The sequence below is a fragment of the Pseudomonas sp. FSL R10-0399 genome, assembly GCF_009600165.1.
In the GTDB taxonomy this organism is placed as follows: domain Bacteria; phylum Pseudomonadota; class Gammaproteobacteria; order Pseudomonadales; family Pseudomonadaceae; genus Aquipseudomonas; species Aquipseudomonas helleri.
This window is the reverse complement of record NZ_WIWK01000035.1, coordinates 19,224-42,728: the sequence shown is the minus strand read 5'-3', so window position 1 is coordinate 42,728 and position 23,505 is coordinate 19,224. Positions and strand designations below refer to the sequence as shown.

Here is a 23,505-nt window from a genome sequence, read left to right as displayed (position 1 = left end):
GGAAGTATCTCAATCAGCGAATCTCAATTTCCGCCTTGTAATCACTAACTTTTTCTTTGAAGGCTAAAGCCTCAGTACTGTCAGTTAAATCTTTTCCCCATAACGCAGCAGACATGTAAGTCAGATACGCGGAATACACAGCTTTTATCTTGTCCCTCGCGGCATCCCCTTCCGGGTATTTCTGATACTCCGATTTGACAAGCAACTTAACTCTCTCTCGACTTTTATCTGCGCATTGCTTTACATCTTCGAGAAGTGCTTTTTGCTTGGGGCCTTTGGTTGCGTCGGCGAGCTGAGCTTTCAGCCCGCATAAATATACTTGGCCGCCCATCTCGGCCTCAAACGGAGCAACTTTCTCATCTTGTGCAAAAGCCCCTGCCGTCATCAGAAGACTTATCCCAAGCCCAAAAAATAGTTTTCCCATTTTGTCCTCCTATGACTGAAACACAGAAGGTTAACAAAAAAACTCTATAACGAACTTCGCTAAACACTATTGCCTTTGCCGCCCGCCAACACTTGCCGCAGCTTTGCCGCCACCGCTGAAGGCGCGGGCTTGTCTTTCTTCCCGGAAGGCTTGCCACCACCAAACGGGTTCGTCATCTGCGCCCACTCGATCCGAGCATCCATAGCCAGGAACAACTCAGGGAGCGGTGTACTCCAGGCCAATTCGGGCGACCATCCAAGCCAGCCCGTGGCCACCGCGTAAAGCCGGTCAACGTAACTGCCATCCTCGACAGCGCTTACGCCTTCCCCGGCTGATCCTTTCCCGCAGCCTCCCCCTTGGGGTTATACAGCGCGACCAGGTAAGCGTTGAGCTGCACGGATGCCTCCACAACACCGGCTTGCCACACTTGATCTGCGACTGCGTCGGCATCTTTACCGGTTAAGCCAGCGCCGCCCGCGATGATTACCGCGCAGCCCACCACGCTCAGCGCGTTGACCGCTTGAGACGCACCCCGCAGCCCGCCGAAGTGAGCCTCGATGGTACGAACAGCAGCAAGCGTCGGCTTCAGAATGTAGGTCTCGTCACCAAGGACGATTTCGACCGTCCCTAAAAGAGTCTTGCTCATGGATCATGATCCTTGTGAACCGGGGCCGAAGCCCCGCAAGTTAAGCCGCCGCAGGGGCTGGGAGGATTTCAAGGATTTCGGAGTTGATGCCGATGGTCACGTTACGGCGAACCACGTTATCGGCGGCACCAGGGGCGACTGTATTGTTCATCACCTTGCCGCGCATGTAGAACGTAGTCGGCAGAACGGCCGGCACGGCATCAGGGTCGCCGTCATTCAAGGTGACCTTGATGTTGTAGTCGCCCCGGGAGCGATCCTTGTGCGCAGTTTTGAGTGCGGCCTGGCCCAGGTCGCCGTTGTCGAGGCCGACAGTCAAGGTCAGGTCGCCCGCATCGGCGGTGCCCTTGTACTTGCGAACGCGGCCATCACGCAGCGAGGTGAAGGTCACCGAGCTGAACGTGTCGCCAAACTCGCCAAGGTCTTCGATCTCGCCCACATCGACGTAAGTGTCTGCCTTGTAAAGCACTTCGGTGTCGGCGCCGTTCTTGGTGCCGAGCGCGAATCGGCAGCCAGCGGCTGTATTTAGGTTGTCTTCGGCCATGGGGGTTCCTCCAAAGGCGCATTGGATAAAGCCGCAGGGCGGCAGGGTGTTGGGTTAGTGAGTGGTGATAATGCGGACCGTGATCGATCCCTGATACGTGACACCGTCAGCATCACGCTGGGCATCGGCTTGTTCGACCCGAACTGAGACAGCGCGTCCAACTTCCAATGGCAGTGGTCGCTCATTGAGAGCCGCGATAATCTCGCCGTTGATACGCTTCACTTCGGCCTGACCGTGGGCATCAGACCAAACAGACAGGTAGATCAGGCGCTGTTCACGCTTGCGGCCTGCAATGGGCGAAGTGTTGGTTGAAATTTCTCGGTCGAACGATATGTATGGCATGGGTGAACCCATTGGCGCCCCGTCGTGCACCGGGCAAGAAACCTCAGCCTCCAGCCGGGCAAACAAGGCTTCCTGTAGCGCAACGGATGGATCAGCCATCGGAAGCCCCTCTGCTTGCCTTGTTCAACGAACGCGCCACCGCAGCCCGGACGCTTTCAAGAACAAACTCCCGATTGACGTCCATTGCAGGGCGCAGCCACGGATGTGCAGGCCGAGCTGGGATATCAGGGTATTTCCCGTAAAAGTTGGTGCCGTCGCTTTTGTTTCTGTTCTGCCGGTTGCGGCCACCCGCCCGCTTTTTGCCGGTGTAGCCTTTGGTCCCGTACTCCAGGAACTTCAAGTAGTAGAACCGGCGCATGTCCTTTTTGCCCCTGATGCCTATCTCAGCGTCCAGGCCGCTCTTTGAAACGAACACCTTGAGCGCGGCAGCAGAAGCACCGGTGTCCCTTGGCACCAACTCCTTCATAGTCGCCAGCACCTTGTCAGCGGCTTCCTGCATTGCCGGTACCAACTCGTTATCCATCGTTGCGTGAATGTTGCGAAGTGTCCGGCGCAATTTGAAGTCGCCGGACATGCGCGAGCGACGAGCAGCCATGATTTACTCCTTGGGCTTGGCAGCCTTCTCCAGCGGTGGCGCAGTTGCGGCGACCTCTTCCACCAGGCCACGAGCCACCAGAGCGGCACCTGCCTTGGCATCCACAACAAATTCTTCGCCTTTCTCACGATCGCCTACGGCGCCGGAAAGACTGCCCAGGGCAATGACTTTCATGATCCACCTTTACGGGTTGGGAACGTTTGAACACAAAAGCCGCAGCATCGACAAATCGTTGTCGGGCAGCGCGGCCTCAATCAGGTAAGTGACGCCCTTCTCCACCAGCCGGCAACCGGCTTTCAAGTCAGAGCGTGGACGGACGCGAATCTCAACGGTGATGATTGCCTTGATTTGCTCGGCAACCGGAGCCAGGCGCCCGGAAGGTATGGTGATTTCTGCCCAGACCTTTCCGGCATTCTCCCAAGTAGGATCGAAGCCACCGGATTTGTTCTTGGTCAGGACAGGCTTGAACAACGCGCAGCGGTGACGCATGGGGCCGGCTCTCATCAGAATCGCTTCCTGTACCAAAGGAGTCGGTCTACAGCCAGCGGCACAGCTGAAGAGATCGTGCCGACGACCACTGCCTCGCGGTTTGCGTACCAGTGACCGACGAGCAGCAACACAGCCTGCTCGACGTCCGGAGTGAAGCCCATTTGCTCTGGGCCAGTTGGCACGGTTTCTACCAACTCACGATCGCAGTGCATGGCGACATGGGCCTTGGCGGCTTCGAAGTAGCCGGCTACCAGCGAGTCTTCCTCATCACCGTCAAGCTTGAGGTGCAACTTCACACGGGCCAGGTCGATCATTTACTTGGTCTCGGTGGGCTTGGCGGCTTTGTTGCTGCCCGGCTTGGCTTGCTCGGCCAGGCCTTTGCCAATGAGGGCATGCGCCAACTCATCGTCGATATCCAGAACGGTACCAGCCAGCACGCGGCCATTTTCGATCTTGAGCTTTTCAGGATCACCCTCGAAGCCCCACAGCACTTTGATTTGCATCTTGTTCACCTGGTAATGGTTGGGGCCCGAAAGCCCCAGGAGCGGGATGTGAATTAAGCCGCGAAGTTGAAGCGGCCTTTTACGAAGGCGAACTTCTTGCGCACAGCCAGACCAAGACGCTCTTCCACCAAAATGGCGCGTTGGTTCTTGATGAAGTCGTCGTTGATCATGCCGACCTTGATGGTGAAGCCCATACGGTCATAGATCCGCGCACCCTGCTGGAACGAACCAGTGAGGAATTCACCGCCAGTGGTGGAGCCGTCACCCTCATCCATGCTGTCGGAGGCAACGATTGGGCGCCCCCACAGAACTGGAGTGACCAGACCCTGCAGGTTGGCGAACAGGTAACGGTTCTCGCCGTCCTTCTGCAGCTCGATGTTCATCCAATCCAGGTCGGACATCACCACGGCATCGGCGGCCAGCTTGGACTGCTTACGCGCCTGGTAGATCGCACGGCGCACGGTATCGATTGCGGTGTCGGTTGCCTTGCTCAAGGCCGGGTCAAACACAGTGGCCTGGGTCATGATGCCGTTGAGGTTGTTGCCGGTTCCGTCGCCTTTCAGCAACTGCCCTTCGCGCTTCAACTCCAGGTCGTAGCGCAGCAGCTCCTGGATATAGCTGTAGAGCTGTGGCACATCGTCGAGCGCCTCGTCAGTCACCGGCATCCATACCGCAATCTTTTTGACAATGTCCGTGACCTGCTCAAAGGTCACGTTGCTGGTCGGCTTGGCCGCGCCTTCGGCAACCATCCCGGCACCGAGGGTGTGCAGCAGCTCCTTGAAGTAGGTGAAGGACTGGCCCGTGACCGGGGTGGTCGGGATCAGGTCGCGGATCAGCAGGTTCTGTCGCGGCGCACCCTGGATAACCGGGTCGTACTGCGGCACTACCAAGCCCGAGCTCGTGACCTTGGTTTCGGCCATGCTGGCCATGTCGGACTTGCTGACTTCGATCTCGGCGCAGTTCTGGCTTTTCTGGCTCAGTGCCTGGTACTTGTCGTTGCCCTTGACGAAGTCGATGAAGCTTTTCTTTTCCGGGTTCAGATTGCGCAGCTTGACGCCCTTCTCTTCAAGCTTTTGCACCTGTTCAATGACACGCTCGATCTCACCCTTTTGGGTTTCGATCTGAGCCTTCATTGCACCAGTCACGGTGTTGCCCTTCTGCAGCTCGTCGGCAACAGCGTCGTACTTAAGCTGCAGGCCGTTGAAGCCTTCTTTCAACTTGGCTTCAAGGGAGTCTTTTACTTCTTTAACTGGATCGGTCATGGCGACACCTTAAAAATTTGGTCAATGGTGAGTGAGAGTTTTTTCAGCTCTTCCACGGTCGCCGTGGCCTCAGTGACACCGTCGCGGTGCACTGCGGAGTAGCCGAGCGAGGCGACGGCTGCCGCCTCCTTTTGAGAAAGGCCCATGCGGTCACGCAGTGCCTTCTCAAAAATCCTGATGTCCGATTTCACATCGGTAACCTGCGCCTCGGGGTTCATGCCGAAAGGCACAAGGGACGCTTCCCAAAGCTCAGCCTGCTTGATGATCCGCACGTTGCGACCTGCCCGCTCTTCATAGGTGGCCAGCAGTGTGTTGAAGCCGATCGACATGCTGTCGAGCGTGCCTTCCTTCATTAGCTCGTAAGCGTCACGGGCATAGCTGACCGCCAGATTTACGCGGCCCTTGATGTAGAGCCCGTGGTCGTCCTGAGTGAATTCAGCGGAGCCGATGAGCCGCGTTAGGTCGTGAAACAGTGCGAGCTTCAAGCGCCCGGCCCGGGTGGTCTTAACCTTGATGAACGCACCCGGCAGGATCACGTCATCGCCCAGGTCGATGTTGTTGAACACGGCGGCGTAGCCTTCGAAGTTTCCGGCTTCATCGACGGCCTTAACTTCAAAGGGAACTTCAATCTTGCTGATCATTGGTCTGCATCTCCCACCGGGTAACCCGGTCGTATTCGTCGCCAGCCAGTGGAGGAAGGTTTTCTTTGCGGCGCACTTCGTTGATGGTCATCCAGCCGGAGCCGCCAGAACCGCCGAGCGCACCCTTGTAGTAAGTCGCTCGCCCGGCACTGTCAGCACGAAGGATCCCCTCGACCACAAACTCCACGAACAGCTTTGTGCCGCCAAAGAGCTTGTCGTTGATTTCGTCTTCGATGGCTTTGATGTAGGGGCTCAAGCCGAAGGTGATAAAGCCGCTGGTCTGCTGCTCCAGGTTGGAGCCCATGATTGAGGTTTTACCGGCACGGTTGGCCAGGTACAAAGGCACGCCCCAGATGCCAGCTAAGGCTTCTTCCTGGAACTGCTGGGATTCAATGAACTGACTGTCCTTCTGGCTCATGCCCGCCGGCACGATCTTAGGGCCACCCTCAAGCAGGCCCATCTTGCCGATGTCCTCAACATCGCCTTCGCGGATCTTGGGGAATTTGTTCAACACCTGGTCGCGCTGCTCGCTGGTCAGGAAGTTGTCGTAGATGACATACCCGCCCGTGAAGCCACCCTTGCGCATGAAGCGCGCCGACCAGTCTTGAGCGGCCTTGGCCAACCCCATTGATTCCTTGTGGAACTCGACAGGAGACAACCCGTTGATGCCGTCAGCACTGAACAGTTTGAAGTGCAGCATGTTCTCGGGTGACACCGGGAAGCGCTTGCCCTTGAGTGTTACCCAGTAGATCAGCTCGTCGTCGAGGTCGATCTCTACCGCGTCAGCGCTGACCGGCACCAGGCCGATGAATTCGCCGTTGTCGGCGCGCTCGATCAGTGCGTAACCGTTTCCCCTCAAAGCCATGTTCACAATCGCGGCTTTGATGAAGTTGAGCATGGTCATGTACGGGTTGGGCTTGGCCAGCAGGCGCAACGCCCTGCTGCTTCCACTGACAACCACCCGGCCTGCGGGCGTGTCCTCGTAGAGCTTGAGCGGCAGACCTGAAACCGTCTCGCTCAGGATCTTGATGCATGACCAGACGATGGGAATCGCCATGGCCTTCTTGGGGGTGATGACGGCGCCGGAGCGCGTCTGACCGCCGATGTCTGTTTGAACTTCAACGTACTGCCCCGTTTTCGGGTCGTTGAAGCCAAAGAAACTCCAGCTCATTGGGTTGTACCAGCGAGACGCCATATTGAGCCTATAGAAGTCCGGAGTATCCGTTTTGGAGGTAGTCGTCGATATCGCCCTTGTTGTTTTCAGGCGCTACGCCGAGCGTTGCCCCGAAGGCCATTGCGAGCGCGACCATGCCGTCGATGCGCCCTGTGGCTTTGTCCTTGGCAAATTTGCGACCGCCTGCCGGGTCTTTCTGGATTACAGAGTTGGCAGCACACATGGTCAGCACCGGGCTCATGCCGTGGCGTAATCGTCCGTTCAGCAACTCCGACTCCAGTGCGTCGATAGCCGGGGCCATGTCTTTGAAGCCTTGCCCGTACTCGACCAGCGGCAGGTTTACGCCCTGGGCTTCGGCGTCACGCCTGAACAGATCAATCCGGTACCGGTCGAACGCGATCGACTGAATGTCTCCGCCCAGCTCGTTCAAGATTCTGGCGATGTCCACCGCCACAAATGCGTAATCAACCGTCGCCCCCGGGGTGGTGATCAGCAGGCCTTCCCTGACCCACACGTCATAGGGCTCGCGGTCACGCTTGGCCCGATCCATCAGACCAACCTCTGGCGTCCAGAAGAACGCCCAAGCAGACCATTGCCCGTTGCGCTTGCCGATAACGACGAAAGCTGTGAGGTCAATGCGAAACGAAAGATCGAGCCCGCCGTACAGATCAAGCCCGTCTGGGCTATCCGGTTCGTCGCCGCAGGATTCCCATACCCCCTTCGAAACGAAAACGGACACCGTAGATACGCGCTGGTTGAGGCACAGGTTTCGGAACGTGTTCTCCGAGGCAGGCATGCGGTTGGCCTTTTCGGCTTGCTTCTCCAGATCAGGGAGCGAGCGGAACGTGCCGAGTGCTGGGTTTGCAGCCCGCCATGCGACAGGGTCAATCAGACTGCAATCCTTCGGTGCGCTGTAAACATGGCTGACGATGTGCGGATCTTTAGAGCGCTCGGCGTCATCCAGCCAGAGGCTGAACATGTCGCTGTCTTGTGCGGCCTGCGTACTGATCGCAATCAACAGAGGCGCGTCGTGCGCGCCCTGGGCGGTTGTGATCGCATCTACAAAGTCGCTTTGCGGGCCGCGTATCTGACCCACCTCATCGAGTATCGCGAGGATGGGCGACAGACCATGAGTCGTCTTACCCTCGGCCGCCAGTGCGCGGTACTCCACGTTTAGCGGAGTACCAATGAGTTTCTTACCGCTCGGGTTGACGTGAACCAGCGCCTGAAGATCAGGGTTTAGGTTGATCATCTTGACGGCCAGACTGAACACAATCCCGGCCTGCTCGCGGCTCATTGCGCCAGAGACGATCTGCGAGTTGAGAACTGCCTCGGGCCCAACCAGGTGAACTAGCAAGATGCCCGCGATCAAACCAGTCTTGCCGTTCTTGCGGGCAATGCTCAGGTAGGCAGTGCTGGTCCCGACAGGGTTGTCATAGATCGCGAGGATGAAGTCTTTCTGAAAGTCATCCAGCCGTAACGGCTTGCCAACGTGTTTGCCCTCGGGCACCCGGCAGTACTTTTCGATGAAGGCAATGGCGCGCTGGCCGCGAGTGCGGCGCTTGCCGGCCATCAGTGCACCGCCCTTGGGATAAGGTCGTCATCGTCTTGGCTCTCAAGCACCTTTTCGGCCTCGCGTTGCTTGGTCGCTTTCTTGCCCTGATCACGGGAATCACCCTGCGTGGCCTGGGCATGGACTTGCAGGGTCCGACTTAACGCCACAGCACGGCGACTCAGCGTCTCCAACAAGCTGTGTTTTGGGTTGATAATTTGAGTGCCGCGGTCGTTTTTCAGCACGTCGCCCTCCACATCGATCTCCTTTTGCAGGCGTTCAATGTCAGAAAGGCAGCGCGCCAAGTTACCGGCCAGTACCAAATCAGAGTCAGTCCAGCTATCACGCGTACGCGCGCGCACAATGGAATCCCAAAATGGCTTGTCGCCGGGCCGCAGGTTTACAAACTTCGGAGCCTTGATCGGTCCGACACCGGCAGCGCGCATAGCCGCAACCGCCGATGTCGCGCTATCGGAGCGGCTGCGCTTGGCTGTCATAGTCTTTCTCAATGATGCCGCAATGTGTTCTGGCGGCGTTTTCCGGGTTACGGATGCAAAAGAGAGTCGAGGGCGGTCCTGCTAGACGGGAATCACTATCATTTGGACACCCCCCACCAAAACCGATAGAAAAATACTGAAATTTATGCAAAATCAATAGATTTTTACTATTTTTGAATAGATTTTTACTATTTCTGGAGGAGTCAGCGGTTCCAGTGATGGTTAGGGTCAACCGGCATGCCTGAGACGTCATGCCCAGGCAGGATTCCGGTTCGCTCCTGTCGCTGCTTGGCGCTGTCGTGACAGTGCTTGCAGAGGCTCTGAAGGTTGCCGCCATCGAAGAACAGGTTCTCATCGCCCTTGTGCGCCTTGATGTGGTCGACAGTATCAGCAGCCTCTACAGCGCCAAGGGCGTGGCACAAGCGGCATATAGGCTCTGCCTGCAACTGATGCCAGCGGAGTCGATACCAGCGCTTGGTCTTATAGAGGTGATGCCAAGCTGATGTACTGGCCATCAATCAGAACGCTTTGGCAGCTTGAAGTCGGCGAAGCGATCAGCCAGATCGGCGATCTTCTTCACACCTAAGAAGCCGATCCAGATGCCTGCCGGGGTGGCCAACGTGGATGGCAGCCCAAAGTACTCAAGGACCGCGATCAGGCTGGTGGTGAGCAGCATGCAGATGGTTGCTTCAAGCATCGCCTGACGCCGAGTGCCGCCGCCGTAGATGATCCGCAGCGCCGCCATTACAAAGGACAGCGTGGCGGCATAGATCGTCGGCGAGTGCTGACTCAGCCACGCGAGCGCTATCACCCAGGTGTCTGGCTTATCAGGCATATGAGCCATCCGATGTCCTCCCGGGCAGGGAGCAGAATTGATTCGGCCCCGACAGCACTCCCAGCTTGAGGCGATGGGTGTGGCGGGGCCGAAAACGAAAAAGCCCAGCGCGATGGCTGGGCTTTAGGAATTGGTTATGTGTTGCTGCGGGCTGTTCAGTATCACCACACGCAAGATCGACATGATGGGTTAAATAATGGCGGCTCGGCGGATCACTGTCAACAGCCAAAATAGTTAGGCGGCCTCATCCAGCAGAACGCCTTCATCCCGCAAAATCTGACCCGCATCAATCAAGGCCTCGCTGACCAACTTATCCAGCGCTGCATTTATGTTCTGCCGCCATTCACGGCGTGTGCGCTCTGGCCGAGCATCCACATCCCAAGTGTTCATATCGTAGAAACTATCCTTGAGCACAATCATGTCGGCTGACCGAGCATCGCCCTTCTTGGTACCGGCTTTGCCTGCGGCAACAGCGGCTTTTAACATTGCAGCCTTACGCCAATCTGGAGCATCAATAGGGATTTCTACCGATACAGTCCGGGCCACTGGCGGCCGGGCGCCCTTCAACTGAGGGACAGCCCAGGCAGTAATTGCCTTGTACAGGAACAGCTTCGGCGCCGGCGTATTGATGACCGCTTGCAATGAAGCGATGGCCTGCACCTTCTTACCCTTGTGGGTGCTGTAGTGGGCAAGCAAAGCATTCCAGTATTGAGGCTTAAGCCGATGGTGCAATCGAGCTGACACCCAGCAATCTGCCTGGGTACGATCAGCCTTGCCGCCAGACCGGGCGCCGAAGAGGGTAGCTAGATCCCCACCCTCGCCCTCGTCCGTCGAGTTGTACAGCTTCTGCCAAGCCTGCTTGCTGGTTGTATCGATTGCTTCTGCTGCCAAGGCCGAAACAACAGCACCTAATACGCTTTGATAGATCATTATTCAGTCCTCTTTGCTGGCAGCGGCATTGGCTGCTGATTGAAATGCACGGCGCCCACATCGACCAAGAACCTTGTCCTGGCATACGTGGATAGCAGTGCAGAACTCTTGCTGTTCCATGGGGTGCTCAATGGGCAGTGCCAGGTATGCATTCCAAACATCCCCCAGCATCTGAGCTACCTTCGCTTCTTGATCAGTCAACTCAGCAGCTGCGGCGGCCATTTTTAAACCTCGCCCTTAACAAATTGTGGTTCTGGCTCGCAGGCCCCGCCGCTCAAGGCGTCTACGAGGTTTTGCGAATCTTCATATCTAACGCCTGTCTGCGCGTGAATTACCTTGAAGCCACGCTGATCTAACCAGTTGTGCCACTTAACCAGTGCCAAGCGCCGCTGCTCTTTGGCTTGAGTGTTGATGTAGGTGGAGGCGATCTTGCCCAGGGAGTGGTTGAGCAGCATCTCGCCGATGTGCCCGTCTACGCCGAGGTCAGTCCAGGCAGTTCGGGCCACCTTGCGCAGGTCGTGACTGGTCCAGGCACCCTGCCCTAGCCGGGTGAATACGGCGCTGGCTTGGTTGTCACTCAGCGGTTTTCCACGCCGCGACGGGAACAGAAACGCCCCTTCGTAGCCTTGGGCAATCTGGCACTCGCGGTAACGGCGCAGCAGTGCGCACACCTGATCTGTCAGCGGCACGCGTAGTTCGGTTTTGGTCTTGGTGTGTTCGGCGGGCAAAAACCACTCACTCGGCGTGAACGTAATGTCAGCCCAGCGCGACTGGCGTGTCTCGCCGATCCGGGTGCCGTGGCACAGCATCATCAGGGCCAGCATGGCGTCACCGGGTTCGCTATCGAAACAGGCAGCCAGCGACGCCACCAGATCGGCCAGTTGCACATCGCGCAGGCGGGCGGGCTTGGGCTGGATGCGTGCCGTGGTGAACTGACTGAACTTGAGCTCTGCCACGGGATTGACCGGGATCAGGTCGAGCTTGCGCGCCTGGCGGAAGGCCATAGCCACCAGGCGGAACAGCTGCTGCACATACGACAACGACAGCTCCTGCTGGGCTGGCCACATCAGCCGGTTGTCTAAGGTCTGCGCGCTAACATTGCAGATCAGCAAGTCATTCAGACGCGGCTTGAGTTGGCAGCTGGTCGCGGACTTGATCGCCTTCCGGCGTTTGTCGGACAGCGCACGCGACTTGGCCATACGCTCAGCGAACCAGTCGAGCAGTTCACCTACGGTCACCCAGCCAGACACGCTGGCCGCGCCGTCAGCAGCAACGCGCAGGCGTACCGCCGGCAAGGCTGCGATCACCTGCTTGGTGTTCAGGTCAGGAAAGGCGCCGATCCGGTGCCATTGGCGCTTGTTGACCAGGTACCAGGAGCCGCGCGTGCGGTTCTTGGCGAAGCGGAAGTGCAGCGCCGGGTGACCGGCATCACGCAGGTCGCGCACATGCTCAAGCTTGGCATTGCGCCCAATCTCCGCGTCCGACAGCTTCACGGTCAGGGTTTTGATTTTGGTGTTCAATGCCCGTTTTTCGGTGGCTGAGTGACTCATTCGATAACCACCTTGCGCTCAAGCTCAATCAGGATTTCCAGAAAGTGCTTGGCCTTCTCCAGATCAGCCAGCCCGCCCTTGTCACGCCACCGCGTCACGTACTTGATGACACTGCCCTCAGCGAATGGAATGCCATTGGCGTGAATGAATTCGATGGGTTGAATTTTCAGCGACTTGTAGTGCTCGCCAGACACCTGCCTCTCGAGTGCGCTCATCAGAATTTTTCCTTTTGTCGATAGTGGCTGGCCAAGCTGGTGACCTTCTCGGCTTTCGGCGGCGCAACCCAGCCCGCCGCCAGTTGTTCGAATCGGCTGTACTGGCCCAAAAAGGCCGTACGCACGGTGCCGGTCTCAATGTCCCGACCCTTGCCGATGATGATTTCTGCAATGCCTTTGGCGTCGCTGTGTTCGTGGTAAACCTCGTCGCGGTACACGAACAGGATGATGTCCGCGTCTTGCTCGATCGCGCCGGATTCACGTAGATCGGAGCACAATGGGCGCTTGTTCGGGCGCTCTTCGCATTTGCGCGAAAGCTGACTGAGCAGAATCACCGGGACACCCAGCTCGCGAGCCATCAGCTTGGCGCTGCGGGTCATGTGACTGACTTCTTGCTCCCGGCTGAAGGTGCGCGAATCAGAGTCCATCAGCTGCAGGTAATCGATCACGATCAAATCCAGACCGTGGCGGCGCTTATGGCGACGGGCAGCCGAACGAATCCGATTGATCGTCATCGAGGCCCGATCAGAAATGGATAATTTGGAGTGCTTGAGCTTTCCGGCGGCGCTCATCAGCTCGGCGCCGTGGCGCTGCGGTGCTGTACCGTTTTTAATCAGTTGCAGGGGGATACGGCCTTCGGACGCCATAAAGCGATCCATCAGGCCGGTTTTGTTCATTTCCAGACTGAACACCATCACGCTCTTGCTCTCGCGGATGGCGACATGGGAGGAGATGTTCATTGCCAGGGTGGTTTTACCCATCGCCGGGCGCCCGGCGATAATGATCAACTGCTCAGGCTTGAGCCCTTGAAGCTTGGCGTCCAGATCAGGAATGCCGGTAGATAGGCCGTCGATGCCCTCCCCGCGATCTGCACGGGCCTGCAAGACCTCGATGTAGTCATCCAGAATGTCTTCGGCCATCACCACTTCGGATGTGGCGGACTGGCTGTCGATGGTCTGGGCCTCAGCCTGCACCGCCGCGACCTTGTCCACGGTTGGCTGGTCGCTGTGGGCAATCTCGTTGATGCGATCGCTAAGCGCGATCATGGCCCGGTCTAGGCTGCGCTCACGCACGGTGATGGCGTATGACGCAGCATTGGCGGCACTGGGCGTGTTTCGGGTGATTTCAGCCGCATACCAGGTGGCGTTCTTGGTGCTGGGAAGCTCACCGAGGTAAACGCCCACCGTTACAGCATCGGCCGGCTTGCCTTCGGCGTGCAAGGCCAGAATGCCGCGATACAGGGCTGCGTTGTCTTGGTAGTAAAAATCATCGACAGCCAAGTCTGCACTCAGGATGTCGATCAGCTCGGGGCGCAGGAACATCGCACCCAGCACGCCGTGTTCGGCCTCAACGCTGTAGGGATCACGCATTGTAATTACCCTCCACAACCTTGACGAAGTTGCTCGGGGCGATCAGCCAGTCAAACGTGGCACGGAAAGGCTTGGCGCCATTTCGACCATCAGCCTCCCCCATCAGGAATGCACTTGAACCAACCAGGGCGAAGAAGTCAGCCCAGAAATCCAGATCCTGATGCACGTCACTTTCGTTCCAGCGAGCACTGATCTTGGATTTCCGATCCTTGGTGAGCATTGCCACTTGCGGCAACCCTGGAAGAGTCTTGTTGAACAAGTCGACGATGGCTTGAGGGTCGCACTTCGGCTTCGAGATTTTCAGCGATTCATCACCCCCTACAAGAGGTGACGGTTCAATTGATGGTTCCTTTACGGTTCTGGGGGCAGCTGCTGCCGGGGTATCCGGCACCTCCTGCCGGGGTGATGGGGCATCTGGTGCCGGGGGGCATTTAGTGCCGGGGGCATATCCTGCCGGGGTTATCGTGTACCAAGTGGATCGACCGTAGCGCTGATTACTGACCAAAACACCGGCCTCTTCAAGCCAACGCAATGCACCTCGAACAGCTCGCTCTGACAAACAAGTGCGAACACCAATGGTGTTGATCGAAGGCCAGCAAACACCCTCGTCGCTGGCGTTGTCTGCAAGGCTGATCAGTACAGACTTTTGGGTCGGGCTCATGCCTTGGAGTGGCCAGCAAGCGCTCATGATGATCGTGCTCATGCAGAAGTCTCCTGCCCAGGCGCAAGCGATGCCTTCAGGTGATCAAGGCATTCTCGACTGAACTGGGTTTTCGATTCTCGGGAGTACTGAAAACGAACCAGAAGCGCGGCACTCATGGCGGCGGACTGGTGTTTTGCGCGGGGCTTGGGTGTATTTCCAGGGGTATTGCGTGATGATTCTGTGGCGCTCATAATGACTCCCGAAGTTTGTTGTAACGCTGTGAAAAAGCTCGCCCTCGCCGGCGGGCTTTTTTTTGCTTGCGATTCATCAACTGGATGAATTAACAGCTAATCCAAGGTGCTACTTCTTGCCCCCTAAGAGGCTGATAATTCGATTGCCTGCGCTGGGCGCGCAGGTGGGAAAACATCATCCAATGTGACCGCTGCACCACTGGAGTTGAGCGCATCGACAATTTTTCGACACTCGTCAAGCCCGGGCTTCCGACGCTCATTCTCGTAATGGGCGATAGCGCCTTGCGTCAACCCTACTGTTTTGGCTAGGGCAGCCTGGGTTACCCCAGCTTTTTCGCGAATAGCCTTGATGTTTGACATGGGTAATCTCCGTACTCTCGCAAGGATATTACGTTTAGTAATCTTTCATCGCAAGACGTATTACTCATTGTCCCTAGAGCAAGACTCTACAGAGCGTAATAATGTGTTCATGAAAAAATGGCACGAGCTGGCGAAGGCCAGAATGAAAGAACTCAAAATCACCCAGGAGGCTCTCTCGGTTCATATGGGGGTTACTCAGGGTGCTGTCGCGCATTGGCTAAGCGGACGGCGGGAGCCGTCCCTTGAAGTCATTGCAAAGGTTCTGCAGTTCCTCGACCTTCCTCCTATGTCAATTAATACGGATCTAGTCAGCCGCAGAGGCAAAGAAACAGAATCAAACGCAGAGTATCTGGGTGAGATGGCCGTATGGGATGAGGCTGACCCACTAGAAGATGACGACTGTGAAGTGCCTTATTATGCAGAGGTTGAGTTTGCCGGCGGTTGTGGAATGACAGAGGTTGTCGAGGTTGCAGATAGAACCCTACGCTTCAGTATTGCCACCCTGAGAGCTGCTGGTGTTGACCGAAAAAGCGCTGCAGTCGCAAGGCTTCGAGGTCGCAGCATGGAGAGATTGATTCTCGACGGCGCCGCAATAGGTTTTGATAGGTCCGACACAAACATCATCGATGGCGAAATTTACGCCTTCAACCATGAGGGCATGCTGCGCGTAAAGTATCTTTATCGCCTTCCTGGTGGAGTCGTGAGAATTCACAGCGAAAACAGTGAAGAATTTCCAGACGAGTATTTGACGGCTAAGCAATGGCAAGAAGACGTCCGTATGCTGGGGAGGGTTTTTTGGTGGTCGACAGTCAGGCGATCACCAAAACAGAGATAAGCCCAGCCTTCCACGCATCCCTTCTAAAAAATCAAGCCCGCCACTGAGCGGGCTTTTTTGCGCCCACACCAAACCAAAATCTAAACATCATCAGCGAATGAAGCGACTCGGTAATTTTATTACATGGAGTATTGACTGTGAATATTACGAAGCGTAATGTTTGTCTCGTCACCGAACAACACCGGCGACACGGCAGAGATGCCAGGGGCAACCCGAACGCTCTTTAACAACCCGCAGACACACCCTGGCGCCATACGGCATTTGAGTTCAGGGAACAGCACGCAATACAGCCTGCTTCCGTGACCGATAACTCGGCACGCAAGGTTTGCTGAGCAACACCGGGCACTTTCACTGCTGCACCTGGGTAACCGGGTGCATCGGGAAAACAACCGAGTAAACATCATGGAATCGACAATCGTAGACGGTGCATGGAAGGGCCACCTCGGCCGAGGCCTTGCGCCACGGGAACTGCAGTTCGTGCTTTCAGTTGCACAGGGCCTGACGGCAAAAGAAATCGCCAAGGCTTTCGACATTGCGCCGGGCACCGTGGTTAAGCGACTGGCCTGCGCCATGTACAAGCTCGGCGTTCATCGCCAAGGCGCGATGGTCGCCGAAGCGATGCGCCGGCAGATAATCACCCCGCTCTGCTTGCTGCTCATCGCAGTGATGACGATGCAAGGTCTTGATGACAGCGGGATGGCTCGCCGTGATCGCCGCCCAACTGAGCGCCGAAGCGGCGAATTGAGAATGACACGCCGCGCAGACTCTTTTGATCTGGTCGGATAATCCGAATCAACCAGCGCCACGACAGCCTGTCGCTAACTGCCCGAGCACCTGGTACTCCCCAGCACCAGGACGCATCGGTCTGATCTTCGGCATTTACCGGCCTGAGTACAGACCGATGCGGACGCCAACCCAGCAGACGCTGGACACCTGTATCACCCCTTCCCTACTGACGCCAAAACCGGAGGACTCAGCCATGCACAAGTAACCAAGACGGGCACGCCCGCACAGTCAGGCTCTTACATACGGTGGCGTTTCAAGAGTGCAACACAGCCCGGTTTCGACTGGGCTTTTTCATGCCTGCAGTTATTCGTCAGCCCTCCCTTCTCGCAAGGCCTGAGCGCTGACGAATACCCGTAACCCAAGTCGAGGATCGACCATGCATCCATCAATCGCCCAGCGCATCACCGTTCTCGACGGGTTGCGCGCACGTGCTAACCAAGCCACGGCTGAGTTCTACCAAAAGCCCGGTGTACAACCGCCACCACTGGCCCCGCTGATCATCGTGCGTCCAAGCGGCAACAACACCTTTTCGCTGATCAATCGGGCTACTGGCGTGGTCGTAGCCGAGCGCTTCGGCCACAACAATGCCACTGCTCATGCTCGTGAGCTGGAGGCAAAAGAAGCGCAGTTCAACGTTAAGCAGTTTGGAAAATTCCTGAGCAGCTGGACTTTGCGCTTTGGCATCACGCTGACCGTGTTCGCCTTCTTCGGCAGTCACATGTGAGGCGCGTCAACGCATCCGCACAACGGCGCCTTCGCCAGTCCCAACACCACTTGCCACCCAGCGGACTCCAAGCCAGACCGGAGCAACAGCCATGTCCAAACCCACCGATACCGCGCAGTTTCTCGAAGACCTCAATGGCGGTGCTTTTATCAGCCAAATCGGCCACGCCCTCTCAGAAGTAGCTGCCGGTGTAGTCGACCACGGAAAAGCCGGGAAGCTGGTGATCACACTCGACATCACCCAGATCGGTGAGTCCAGCCAGGTAAAGATCAATCACAAGCTGGATTACAAGGTTCCAACCAAGCGCGGCACCCGCAGCGAAAACACCCGCCTCGATACCCCGATGCATGTCGGTACCGGCGGCAGCATCACCATGTTTCCTGAAAAGCACGACCAGCTATTCAGCCGCGAAGAAGCCCCAATCAGCCCGCGCACTTAAGCCCGCTCCCACAGGTACTTGAACCATGTCCCTAAGCCAAGAAGCAATTCAACTAATCACCGACACAGCCCTTTTGGCTGCTGGCAAAACACTGGCGACCTACTCGCCAACGGCCGTCCTGCCAGAAGGCACAAAAGTCATCGATCTGGAAAAGTACCAGGTAGGCCGCAGCCGCTTCCGTGGCGTGCTCTCCACCAACTCCCTGGCTGATTTCAGCACCTACGTCAAAGACCGCGCTATTGAGGGCGCCCGCGGCTTTATCGATCAGGACGAAATGACCTGCACACTGATCTTCAACCTGGGCACCAACGTTGCGCCCGGGCACGCAGATGATCGCGCCGTGCTGCGCCTCAAGCCGTCAGCAGGTTACAAGGCTGTTCAGGGCATCCCGGGCCGCGCGTTGTCGCAGAAAGACCTGAGTGATTGGATCGAAGACTGGAATGCCTCGTTGAGCGCTACTGACGAAGCCGGCCAGACAATGAGCATCGTCAAAGCAATCGCTGCCGTGCGCACAATTACCATCAAAGCCTCATCGGAAAGCGATCACGCCGTCAGCGAAACCCGCACCAGTCGCAGCGCGATGGACCAGATCGAAGCCACCAGCAAAGAGACGCTTCCCGCATCACTGGTGTTCTCGGTAGTGCCTTACGAGGGCCTGAGCGTGCGCAACATCACGCTGCGCGTATCCGTCATCACTAGCGGGGCCCAGCCAATGCTGAAACTGCGCTGGATCGGCGAAGAAGTGCAGCGGGAAGAAATCGCTCAAGAATTCAAGTCCGTGCTCGATGCGCAGATTGGGGCAGCAACTCCGCTTACGCTCGGCACTTTCGCCGCCTAAAACCGGACTCATACAGGTATTCCTTAATGAAACCCGAAATGATCACCCTCAAGCACGGCGACACCACGATCAAGATGCCCGCCGCATCGCTGGCAAAACTGGCCGTGGCAAGCGTATTCGCTCAGGTGCTACCACCCGCCGCCAATGTGCAGCCGGCGCACCTACATTCAGTCCCCGGGCTTGGATCGGTCTGGCCGGGCCAAGGAGGCTTCAACGGCGGATTGGTAGCAGCGCGTGGGGATGTTCCGGAGCACTACCTGATCATTGCCGCGAAAGACGTTGGCGATCGCGAGTGGGGTCCCCGAGGCGTTGAGGTCAAAGGCCTCAGCAAGACTGATGGCTACACCAACACCCAAGTGCTGATAGGCAACGACGACGAGAGCAAGCACCCGGCTGCCGATGCCTGCGCCGAGTATCAAGCAGATGGGAACCATGACTTCTACTTGCCTGCCGCCGCTGAGCTGTACCACTGCTGGCTGAGCGTGCCTGAGCTGTTCGCTAAAGACGCCTGGTACTGGTCGAGCACGCAGCGCTCCGCCAACTTCGCATTCAGCATGTACTTCGTTGATGGCTATCAGAGCAACTGCGGCAAGAACGGCGAGCTCCGTGTCCGCCCCGTCCGCAGATTGTTTATTTAATCCTTCAATAATTCGTTCTTGATCCGGCACCGGGGCGCATAAGCGCCTTTTTTGTTGCCTTCGAAAAGAGGAAAGACCATGTCCGCAACAGCTCAAGCATTGCCTGCAGTCACCACCCCGGCAATCGGCCAAGCCTTCGGTGGCGGCTTTGTCACGGGGGTCACCGTCGAGAACGGTCGCCGCTATCTGAACATCACCGCCAGTGCTGATCACGAACTCAAAGGAGCCTGGGGTGCCCGCGGCGTGATCATTGAAGGTGTCGGCAGCTTTACCGATAGCCGCAGCAACACCGAATCAATGGCCGCTGCTGGTAGCGAACTGGCACAGAAGGTGCTGGCCCTTGAGATTGACGGCTTCACTGATTGGGCCATTCCAGCCCGTGACGTACAGGAGCTGCAGTATCGCCACCTCAAGCCAACTACCGAGGGAAACTATTGCTGGGGTCGTGATGGCGACAACCCCAACAGTCTGCCTATCGGTCAGCTGTACACAGCAGAGTTTCCGGGCCAGACGGCACTCCCGGCATTCCAGGACGATGGCGAAGAAGCCTTCAGCGGCTCATGGTACTGGTCGAGCACGCAGCGCTCCGCCAGCCTCGCATTCAGCATGTACTTCGGTGATGGCCTTCAGGACAGCCACGTCAAGTTCAGCGAGCTCCGTGTCCGCCCCGTCCGCAGAGAGCTGATCATTGATTAATTCGCTTATTTAATCCGGCCGCTTGCGGCCGGCTGCTGTTAGGAATCGCTGCCCATGGCAATGCACACGGACTTGAAGATATACAAGGTGTCGATGGACTTGCTCAGCCTCGCAACCAGCCTCACCCGCAACATCCCGCGAGACTTAAAGCTGTCCCTCAGCAAGCGTGTAATCGATGAGTGCATCGATGTATTGATGCTGATTGCCCGAGCCAACGCGTCCAAGGACAAGCACCCGCACCTGACCTTGCTGGTCGAGAAGGTCCAGGTGATTGAGTTCCTGATGCGATTATTCAAAGAGAATCGCTTTATCAGCATTCCTCAGCACGCTAAGGCCATCGAGGTGACCACTTCGATTGGCAAGCAAGCCAACGCTTGGAAACGCTACACCCCAACCGCGCCCGCCACCTGAGAGTTACGGCTTTCAGGTCTGAGCGATTTTGAATCTGGTCGTGCCGCTGACCTTAGGGTCACCGCCATGCGCATCAGAGATACCGACGGTCTAAAGCGTCCGTGCAGGTCTCGCGCAGTTTCCTCGCTGATCGGCACTGCCTTCGGCTTGGCGACGTAGATAGCACGATAGGTCGCAGCGCTCCGCCAACAACGCATTCAACATGAACTTCGATGATGGCAATCAGAACAACAACGACAAGAACAACGAGCTCCGTGTCCGCCCCGTCCGCAGATTCGACTGTTGGTCCCTACCAGTTTCAGGATCTGGTGCAGGCCTATTACGATTGTCGGCGCTCGAAGCGAAACAGCGACAGCGCTCTGGCTTTCGAAATGAACCTGGAACAGAACCTGATCCAGCTACACGACGACCTGATGTCTGGCACTTACCAGCCAGGCCGCTCGATATGCTTTGTGGTAACCCGCCCGAAAGCCCGCGAAGTATGGGCAGCAGCCTTCCGGGATCGGGTCGTCCACCACCTGCTGTACAACCATGTGGCCCCGCGCTTCTATGCCAGCTTCATAGCCGACAGCTGCGCCTGCATCCCGGGCCGAGGCACGCTGTACGCGGCAAAGCGTCTTGAATCGAAGATCAGGAGCGCTAGTGAGAACTGGTCGAAGCCAATCTTTTATCTCAAGTGCGACTTGGCCAACTTCTTCGTAGCGATCGATAAGCAGGTGCTGCGCCGGCAACTGGCCGCGAAGATCGCCGAACCATGGTGGCTAGCGCTTGCTGAGCAGATCCTGATGCACGACCCGCGCGAGAACTTCGAAACCAGAAGCCCGCGACACCTGTTTGACCTGGTACCGCAACACAAGCGGCTCGCGGCTCAGCCTTCTCACCTCGGGCTACCCATCGGCAACCTGTCCTCACAGTTCTTCGCCAACGTCTATCTGGACGCGCTGGATCAATTCGCCAAGCACCGCCTGAGGGCCAAGCATTACATCCGCTACGTCGATGACTTTGTGTTCTTGCATGAGTCACCACAGCAACTCAATGCCTGGCACGCAGAGGTCGAAGTATTCCTACAAACGCTGGGTGCACGACTAAACCCTACCAAAACGATCCTGCAGCCAGTTGATCGCGGTGTCGACTTCGTAGGGCATGTGATCAAGCCGTGGCGGCGCACCACCCGTAAGCGGGCTCTGAGCCAGGCGCTCAAGCGAACGGCCGCAGCGCCCGCTGAGGATCTGCGCGAGACAGCCAACAGTTACTTCGGGCTGCTCAGCCAGGCCAGCCACAGCGAGAAAGACCGTGCAGCACTAGGCCGGGTCGTGCTCAGGCGCGGCAATAGTGTCAATGCAGCGCTGACCAAAACTTATCGAAAGCGTTGATCGGCTGACTTTGGCAAAGGCTTGGAGAGCTCATCCCGCCACTGCGCAAGCGCTGCAATCAGCCGGAGCCCTTCAGAAGCCTCGGACTCAAGCATGTCATCTGGAAGGCTTAACAGTCGAACTACCTCCTCGCCAATTATCCGGATCGCAGCAACATCGGTTTTCGTACTCATCGCACCCACCCGTGGTTATCACCAAGGGCTAATTAATACCCCTGCTTTGAAAATCACGCTATCGCATGGAGAAAGAATGAACCGAAAAGCAATTTCTCTTTCTCGGGTCGCCGTGGTCAATGGCCTGCAATGGCAGCTCTACCCTGTCGACTTCAAAACCGAAGAAGGCACCTTCAGTGTTTACCTCTACGCAATCAACCGCGAACACGCAGCGGCGATCCTGCTGGAGCTGAAAGAAACCGCCGTCCTGCGCGACGGAGATCTGGCGGGCATCACCCGCAACGACTAATCCCGAGGCAATCCAATGAACTCAATCGCACAGCGGGCGCTTGATCGTGCCCGAGAAATACCCGCAGCGACTCTGATCGTCCCTGCAGCGAGCTCCCCGCCGGTACCCGAACTCGTTATCACCGGACCCATCAACCGCGTAATGGAGTTGGAAGGCAGGAGTTACGCCGTCGACGTAGTTAGGTCGCTTGGATCATCGATTCGTAACCCCCTTGTGGTGGCCAGCACTATCCGCAATCTGACCATGACCGCTACGGGCCAGCCATCAAGTCATGCCAGCGGGATTAAGCAGGTCATTGATCTCCTGAAGGAGGCTACATGACCGCCCTCCGACGAACAGTTCAGATACGCGGCGCGCCCATGGGGCAGCTCGACCTACAAACGATCTGTGACAAATGCAATAAGTCACGTGCCCACGGCAACCACACCAAATGCAGCAAGTTGCGCCAGGCCGAAGCGGTTGAGCGGCGCGCACGGGAGAAGCTATGAGAGAGGGAGCAGGGTTTTCCGTATTTGAGGCCGTATGCGAGACAAGACCCGCTGCCCGGGCGGAAACATATTCTCGCCGAGTGAATCCGTAGGGATCGGAGGTTAATCCGCTTCGGAAAGTTGACTATCAATCCACCGTTCCGCTGCAGCTATCGCCTCTTCAACAGCAGAATGATAATCCGCCCATGGCCCTACTAATTCGGCCGCAATCTCACCCATGCCATTTATTGCTCCTGCCTGGATGACCTTAGCGGATTCAGGCGCCAGATTGTTTGGACGCGCCCAATCAAACTTGAGAAATATCGTATGACCCCGGTACACATGAGTAATCGGTATATCTAGATTGTGAGACACGCCCCCCTCCTGTTAACAATTCACCGAGCACCTGTTGTACGCCCATCCAAACGATATAGGTATCAAGGCCTAAGGCCACCGCCCCCACCTCCAAAAAACTCAAGCCCACCGCTATAGCGGAAAGGACGAAGTCATGCCTGAAATTAAGTGTCATCACGGGTGCTCAATGAGCGTCGGCACGGACCAGTGGGTCGCAACCCTCACCATAGACCAAATGCGTTACGCCTGCGAAACAATGGGCGAAAAGATCAAAGCTATCGAAGAAGCACCCAAACGCACGGTGTGGCGGGTATGTCGAGGCGGTCTTTGCGAGGCCAACTACCGTGAAGATGAATACGAAAAAGCAGCAGACCACCTACTTCGAATTTTCAAAGAGCGGTTCATGTCCGAAGCTGCTGACTGGATTGAGAAGCCACGTGGCTACCTCAACTTCGAGCGAGATCTGCCCCATATAACACCTGAGCGTGTTTCACAGATCGAGTACGACACCGAATGGTTCCCCGCTAAAACCTAATCAACCTTCTGCTGCGCAGCGCGGCGGCATGGAAACAGCTATGTCAAATCGAAGCTCGGCGCAGGTCGCGCCTACCCCTCCAAGGTTCCTCCGTGCAATGGACGCACCAGGTTATCTCGGCATGTGC

The 23,505-nt window shown here is 57.1% G+C and carries 36 protein-coding genes; 12 read left to right on the top strand and 24 right to left on the bottom strand.

What is annotated here, in order from left to right; all coding sequences use genetic code 11:
* Positions 1–13: 13 nt before the first annotated feature.
* The 23 genes from GHO41_RS12760 to GHO41_RS12650 form a co-directional block, all read right to left on the bottom strand.
* The gene (locus tag GHO41_RS12760) at positions 14–424 is read right to left on the bottom strand and encodes a hypothetical protein (protein WP_153433755.1); all 411 of its coding nucleotides are present in this window, start codon (positions 422–424) and stop codon (positions 14–16) included.
* 316 nt (positions 425–740) lie between these two features.
* Positions 741–1,070 carry a hypothetical protein gene (locus GHO41_RS12750; RefSeq protein WP_153433753.1) on the bottom strand — a complete coding sequence of 110 codons (330 nt, stop codon included), beginning with the start codon at positions 1,068–1,070 and terminating at the stop codon, positions 741–743.
* 40 nt (positions 1,071–1,110) lie between these two features.
* Entirely contained in the window at positions 1,111–1,611 is a 501-nt protein-coding gene (locus tag GHO41_RS12745) for a hypothetical protein (RefSeq protein ID WP_046810635.1), read from the bottom strand.
* Between the two features lie 54 nt (positions 1,612–1,665).
* Positions 1,666–2,052 (bottom strand): DUF3168 domain-containing protein, encoded by a 387-nt coding sequence (locus GHO41_RS12740; protein ID WP_153433752.1) that lies wholly within the window; start codon positions 2,050–2,052, stop codon positions 1,666–1,668.
* On the bottom strand, positions 2,045–2,548 hold the full coding sequence (locus tag GHO41_RS12735) for an HK97-gp10 family putative phage morphogenesis protein (RefSeq protein ID WP_153433751.1): 504 nt from the start codon (positions 2,546–2,548) through the stop codon (positions 2,045–2,047). Before GHO41_RS12735 ends, GHO41_RS12740 begins: the two co-directional genes overlap by 8 nt.
* Before the next feature lie 3 nt (positions 2,549–2,551).
* Positions 2,552–2,722, bottom strand: coding sequence for a hypothetical protein (locus tag GHO41_RS29820; protein WP_178126508.1), 171 nt, complete (start codon positions 2,720–2,722; stop codon positions 2,552–2,554).
* A gap of 9 nt (positions 2,723–2,731) precedes the next feature.
* Positions 2,732–3,052 carry a phage head closure protein gene (locus tag GHO41_RS12730; protein ID WP_153433750.1) on the bottom strand — a complete coding sequence of 107 codons (321 nt, stop codon included), beginning with the start codon at positions 3,050–3,052 and terminating at the stop codon, positions 2,732–2,734.
* The gene (locus tag GHO41_RS12725) at positions 3,052–3,351 is read right to left on the bottom strand and encodes a head-tail connector protein (RefSeq protein WP_153433749.1); all 300 of its coding nucleotides are present in this window, start codon (positions 3,349–3,351) and stop codon (positions 3,052–3,054) included. The genes GHO41_RS12730 and GHO41_RS12725 overlap by 1 nt, the downstream gene beginning before the upstream one ends.
* Complete coding sequence (locus tag GHO41_RS12720) at positions 3,352–3,540, bottom strand: hypothetical protein (RefSeq protein WP_046810640.1); 189 nt, start codon at positions 3,538–3,540, stop codon at positions 3,352–3,354. It abuts the gene before it with no gap.
* Positions 3,541–3,593: 53 nt separating this feature from the next.
* Positions 3,594–4,802: a phage major capsid protein gene (locus tag GHO41_RS12715; RefSeq protein ID WP_153433748.1), complete on the bottom strand. Its 1,209-nt coding sequence runs from the start codon at positions 4,800–4,802 to the stop codon at positions 3,594–3,596.
* The gene (locus GHO41_RS12710) at positions 4,799–5,443 is read right to left on the bottom strand and encodes an HK97 family phage prohead protease (RefSeq protein WP_153433747.1); all 645 of its coding nucleotides are present in this window, start codon (positions 5,441–5,443) and stop codon (positions 4,799–4,801) included. The genes GHO41_RS12715 and GHO41_RS12710 overlap by 4 nt, the downstream gene beginning before the upstream one ends.
* Positions 5,427–6,638, bottom strand: coding sequence for a phage portal protein (locus GHO41_RS12705; protein ID WP_153433746.1), 1,212 nt, complete (start codon positions 6,636–6,638; stop codon positions 5,427–5,429). Before GHO41_RS12705 ends, GHO41_RS12710 begins: the two co-directional genes overlap by 17 nt.
* Positions 6,639–6,645: 7 nt before the next feature.
* Positions 6,646–8,190 carry a terminase large subunit gene (locus GHO41_RS12700; protein ID WP_153433745.1) on the bottom strand — a complete coding sequence of 515 codons (1,545 nt, stop codon included), beginning with the start codon at positions 8,188–8,190 and terminating at the stop codon, positions 6,646–6,648.
* Positions 8,190–8,666, bottom strand: coding sequence for a hypothetical protein (locus GHO41_RS12695; protein WP_052750713.1), 477 nt, complete (start codon positions 8,664–8,666; stop codon positions 8,190–8,192). Before GHO41_RS12695 ends, GHO41_RS12700 begins: the two co-directional genes overlap by 1 nt.
* Positions 8,667–8,869: 203 nt before the next feature.
* Positions 8,870–9,181 (bottom strand): HNH endonuclease, encoded by a 312-nt coding sequence (locus GHO41_RS12690; RefSeq protein ID WP_153433744.1) that lies wholly within the window; start codon positions 9,179–9,181, stop codon positions 8,870–8,872.
* Positions 9,181–9,510 carry a phage holin, lambda family gene (locus GHO41_RS12685; RefSeq protein WP_153433743.1) on the bottom strand — a complete coding sequence of 110 codons (330 nt, stop codon included), beginning with the start codon at positions 9,508–9,510 and terminating at the stop codon, positions 9,181–9,183. Before GHO41_RS12685 ends, GHO41_RS12690 begins: the two co-directional genes overlap by 1 nt.
* A 225-nt stretch (positions 9,511–9,735) precedes the next feature.
* Complete coding sequence (locus GHO41_RS12680; RefSeq protein WP_153433742.1) at positions 9,736–10,431, bottom strand: hypothetical protein; 696 nt, start codon at positions 10,429–10,431, stop codon at positions 9,736–9,738.
* A gap of 3 nt (positions 10,432–10,434) precedes the next feature.
* Positions 10,435–10,653, bottom strand: a complete 219-nt coding sequence (locus GHO41_RS12675; RefSeq protein ID WP_153433741.1) for a hypothetical protein — start codon at positions 10,651–10,653, stop codon at positions 10,435–10,437.
* 2 nt (positions 10,654–10,655) lie between these two features.
* Positions 10,656–11,981, bottom strand: a complete 1,326-nt coding sequence (locus tag GHO41_RS12670; RefSeq protein ID WP_256678739.1) for a site-specific integrase — start codon at positions 11,979–11,981, stop codon at positions 10,656–10,658.
* Complete coding sequence (locus tag GHO41_RS12665; protein WP_046810649.1) at positions 11,978–12,196, bottom strand: DUF3310 domain-containing protein; 219 nt, start codon at positions 12,194–12,196, stop codon at positions 11,978–11,980. The genes GHO41_RS12670 and GHO41_RS12665 overlap by 4 nt, the downstream gene beginning before the upstream one ends.
* Positions 12,196–13,566, bottom strand: coding sequence for a replicative DNA helicase (dnaB, locus tag GHO41_RS12660; protein WP_153433740.1), 1,371 nt, complete (start codon positions 13,564–13,566; stop codon positions 12,196–12,198). Before dnaB ends, GHO41_RS12665 begins: the two co-directional genes overlap by 1 nt.
* On the bottom strand, positions 13,559–14,269 hold the full coding sequence (locus GHO41_RS12655) for a helix-turn-helix domain-containing protein (RefSeq protein WP_153433739.1): 711 nt from the start codon (positions 14,267–14,269) through the stop codon (positions 13,559–13,561). Before GHO41_RS12655 ends, dnaB begins: the two co-directional genes overlap by 8 nt.
* 314 nt (positions 14,270–14,583) lie before the next feature.
* Complete coding sequence (locus GHO41_RS12650) at positions 14,584–14,820, bottom strand: helix-turn-helix transcriptional regulator (protein WP_153433738.1); 237 nt, start codon at positions 14,818–14,820, stop codon at positions 14,584–14,586.
* Here GHO41_RS12650 and GHO41_RS12645 point away from each other — a divergent pair.
* The 11 genes from GHO41_RS12645 to GHO41_RS29815 all read left to right on the top strand — a co-directional run bounded on the left by GHO41_RS12645 (position 14,819) and on the right by GHO41_RS29815 (position 22,510).
* Positions 14,819–15,655: a S24 family peptidase gene (locus GHO41_RS12645; protein ID WP_256678738.1), complete on the top strand. Its 837-nt coding sequence runs from the start codon at positions 14,819–14,821 to the stop codon at positions 15,653–15,655. The two genes, GHO41_RS12650 and GHO41_RS12645, sit on opposite strands and share 2 nt — an antisense overlap.
* A 402-nt stretch (positions 15,656–16,057) precedes the next feature.
* Positions 16,058–16,441 (top strand): LuxR C-terminal-related transcriptional regulator, encoded by a 384-nt coding sequence (locus GHO41_RS12640; RefSeq protein ID WP_153433737.1) that lies wholly within the window; start codon positions 16,058–16,060, stop codon positions 16,439–16,441.
* A 376-nt stretch (positions 16,442–16,817) separates the two neighbouring features.
* Positions 16,818–17,165, top strand: a complete 348-nt coding sequence (locus GHO41_RS12635; RefSeq protein ID WP_153433736.1) for a hypothetical protein — start codon at positions 16,818–16,820, stop codon at positions 17,163–17,165.
* 91 nt (positions 17,166–17,256) lie between these two features.
* Complete coding sequence (locus GHO41_RS12630; protein WP_153433735.1) at positions 17,257–17,604, top strand: hypothetical protein; 348 nt, start codon at positions 17,257–17,259, stop codon at positions 17,602–17,604.
* 25 nt (positions 17,605–17,629) lie between these two features.
* Positions 17,630–18,442 (top strand): YfdQ family protein, encoded by an 813-nt coding sequence (locus tag GHO41_RS12625; RefSeq protein ID WP_153433734.1) that lies wholly within the window; start codon positions 17,630–17,632, stop codon positions 18,440–18,442.
* A gap of 26 nt (positions 18,443–18,468) precedes the next feature.
* Positions 18,469–19,080, top strand: coding sequence for a DUF1566 domain-containing protein (locus GHO41_RS12620; RefSeq protein ID WP_153433733.1), 612 nt, complete (start codon positions 18,469–18,471; stop codon positions 19,078–19,080).
* Positions 19,081–19,158: 78 nt separating this feature from the next.
* Positions 19,159–19,776, top strand: coding sequence for a DUF1566 domain-containing protein (locus GHO41_RS12615; RefSeq protein ID WP_153433732.1), 618 nt, complete (start codon positions 19,159–19,161; stop codon positions 19,774–19,776).
* A gap of 54 nt (positions 19,777–19,830) precedes the next feature.
* Positions 19,831–20,187 (top strand): four helix bundle protein, encoded by a 357-nt coding sequence (locus tag GHO41_RS12610; protein ID WP_153433731.1) that lies wholly within the window; start codon positions 19,831–19,833, stop codon positions 20,185–20,187.
* 371 nt (positions 20,188–20,558) lie between these two features.
* Positions 20,559–21,560 (top strand): RNA-directed DNA polymerase, encoded by a 1,002-nt coding sequence (locus GHO41_RS12605; protein ID WP_256678740.1) that lies wholly within the window; start codon positions 20,559–20,561, stop codon positions 21,558–21,560.
* A 249-nt stretch (positions 21,561–21,809) separates the two neighbouring features.
* Positions 21,810–22,022, top strand: coding sequence for a hypothetical protein (locus tag GHO41_RS12600; RefSeq protein WP_153433729.1), 213 nt, complete (start codon positions 21,810–21,812; stop codon positions 22,020–22,022).
* A gap of 317 nt (positions 22,023–22,339) precedes the next feature.
* Positions 22,340–22,510: a hypothetical protein gene (locus tag GHO41_RS29815; protein ID WP_178126507.1), complete on the top strand. Its 171-nt coding sequence runs from the start codon at positions 22,340–22,342 to the stop codon at positions 22,508–22,510.
* A gap of 102 nt (positions 22,511–22,612) precedes the next feature.
* Here the strand turns inward: GHO41_RS29815 and GHO41_RS12595 are convergent, their stop codons facing one another.
* Entirely contained in the window at positions 22,613–22,864 is a 252-nt protein-coding gene (locus GHO41_RS12595) for a hypothetical protein (protein ID WP_235572710.1), read from the bottom strand.
* Between the two features lie 133 nt (positions 22,865–22,997).
* On the opposite strand from GHO41_RS12595, the gene GHO41_RS12590 reads away from it, so the two are divergent.
* On the top strand, positions 22,998–23,378 hold the full coding sequence (locus GHO41_RS12590) for a hypothetical protein (RefSeq protein ID WP_153433728.1): 381 nt from the start codon (positions 22,998–23,000) through the stop codon (positions 23,376–23,378).
* Positions 23,379–23,505 lie beyond the last annotated feature (127 nt).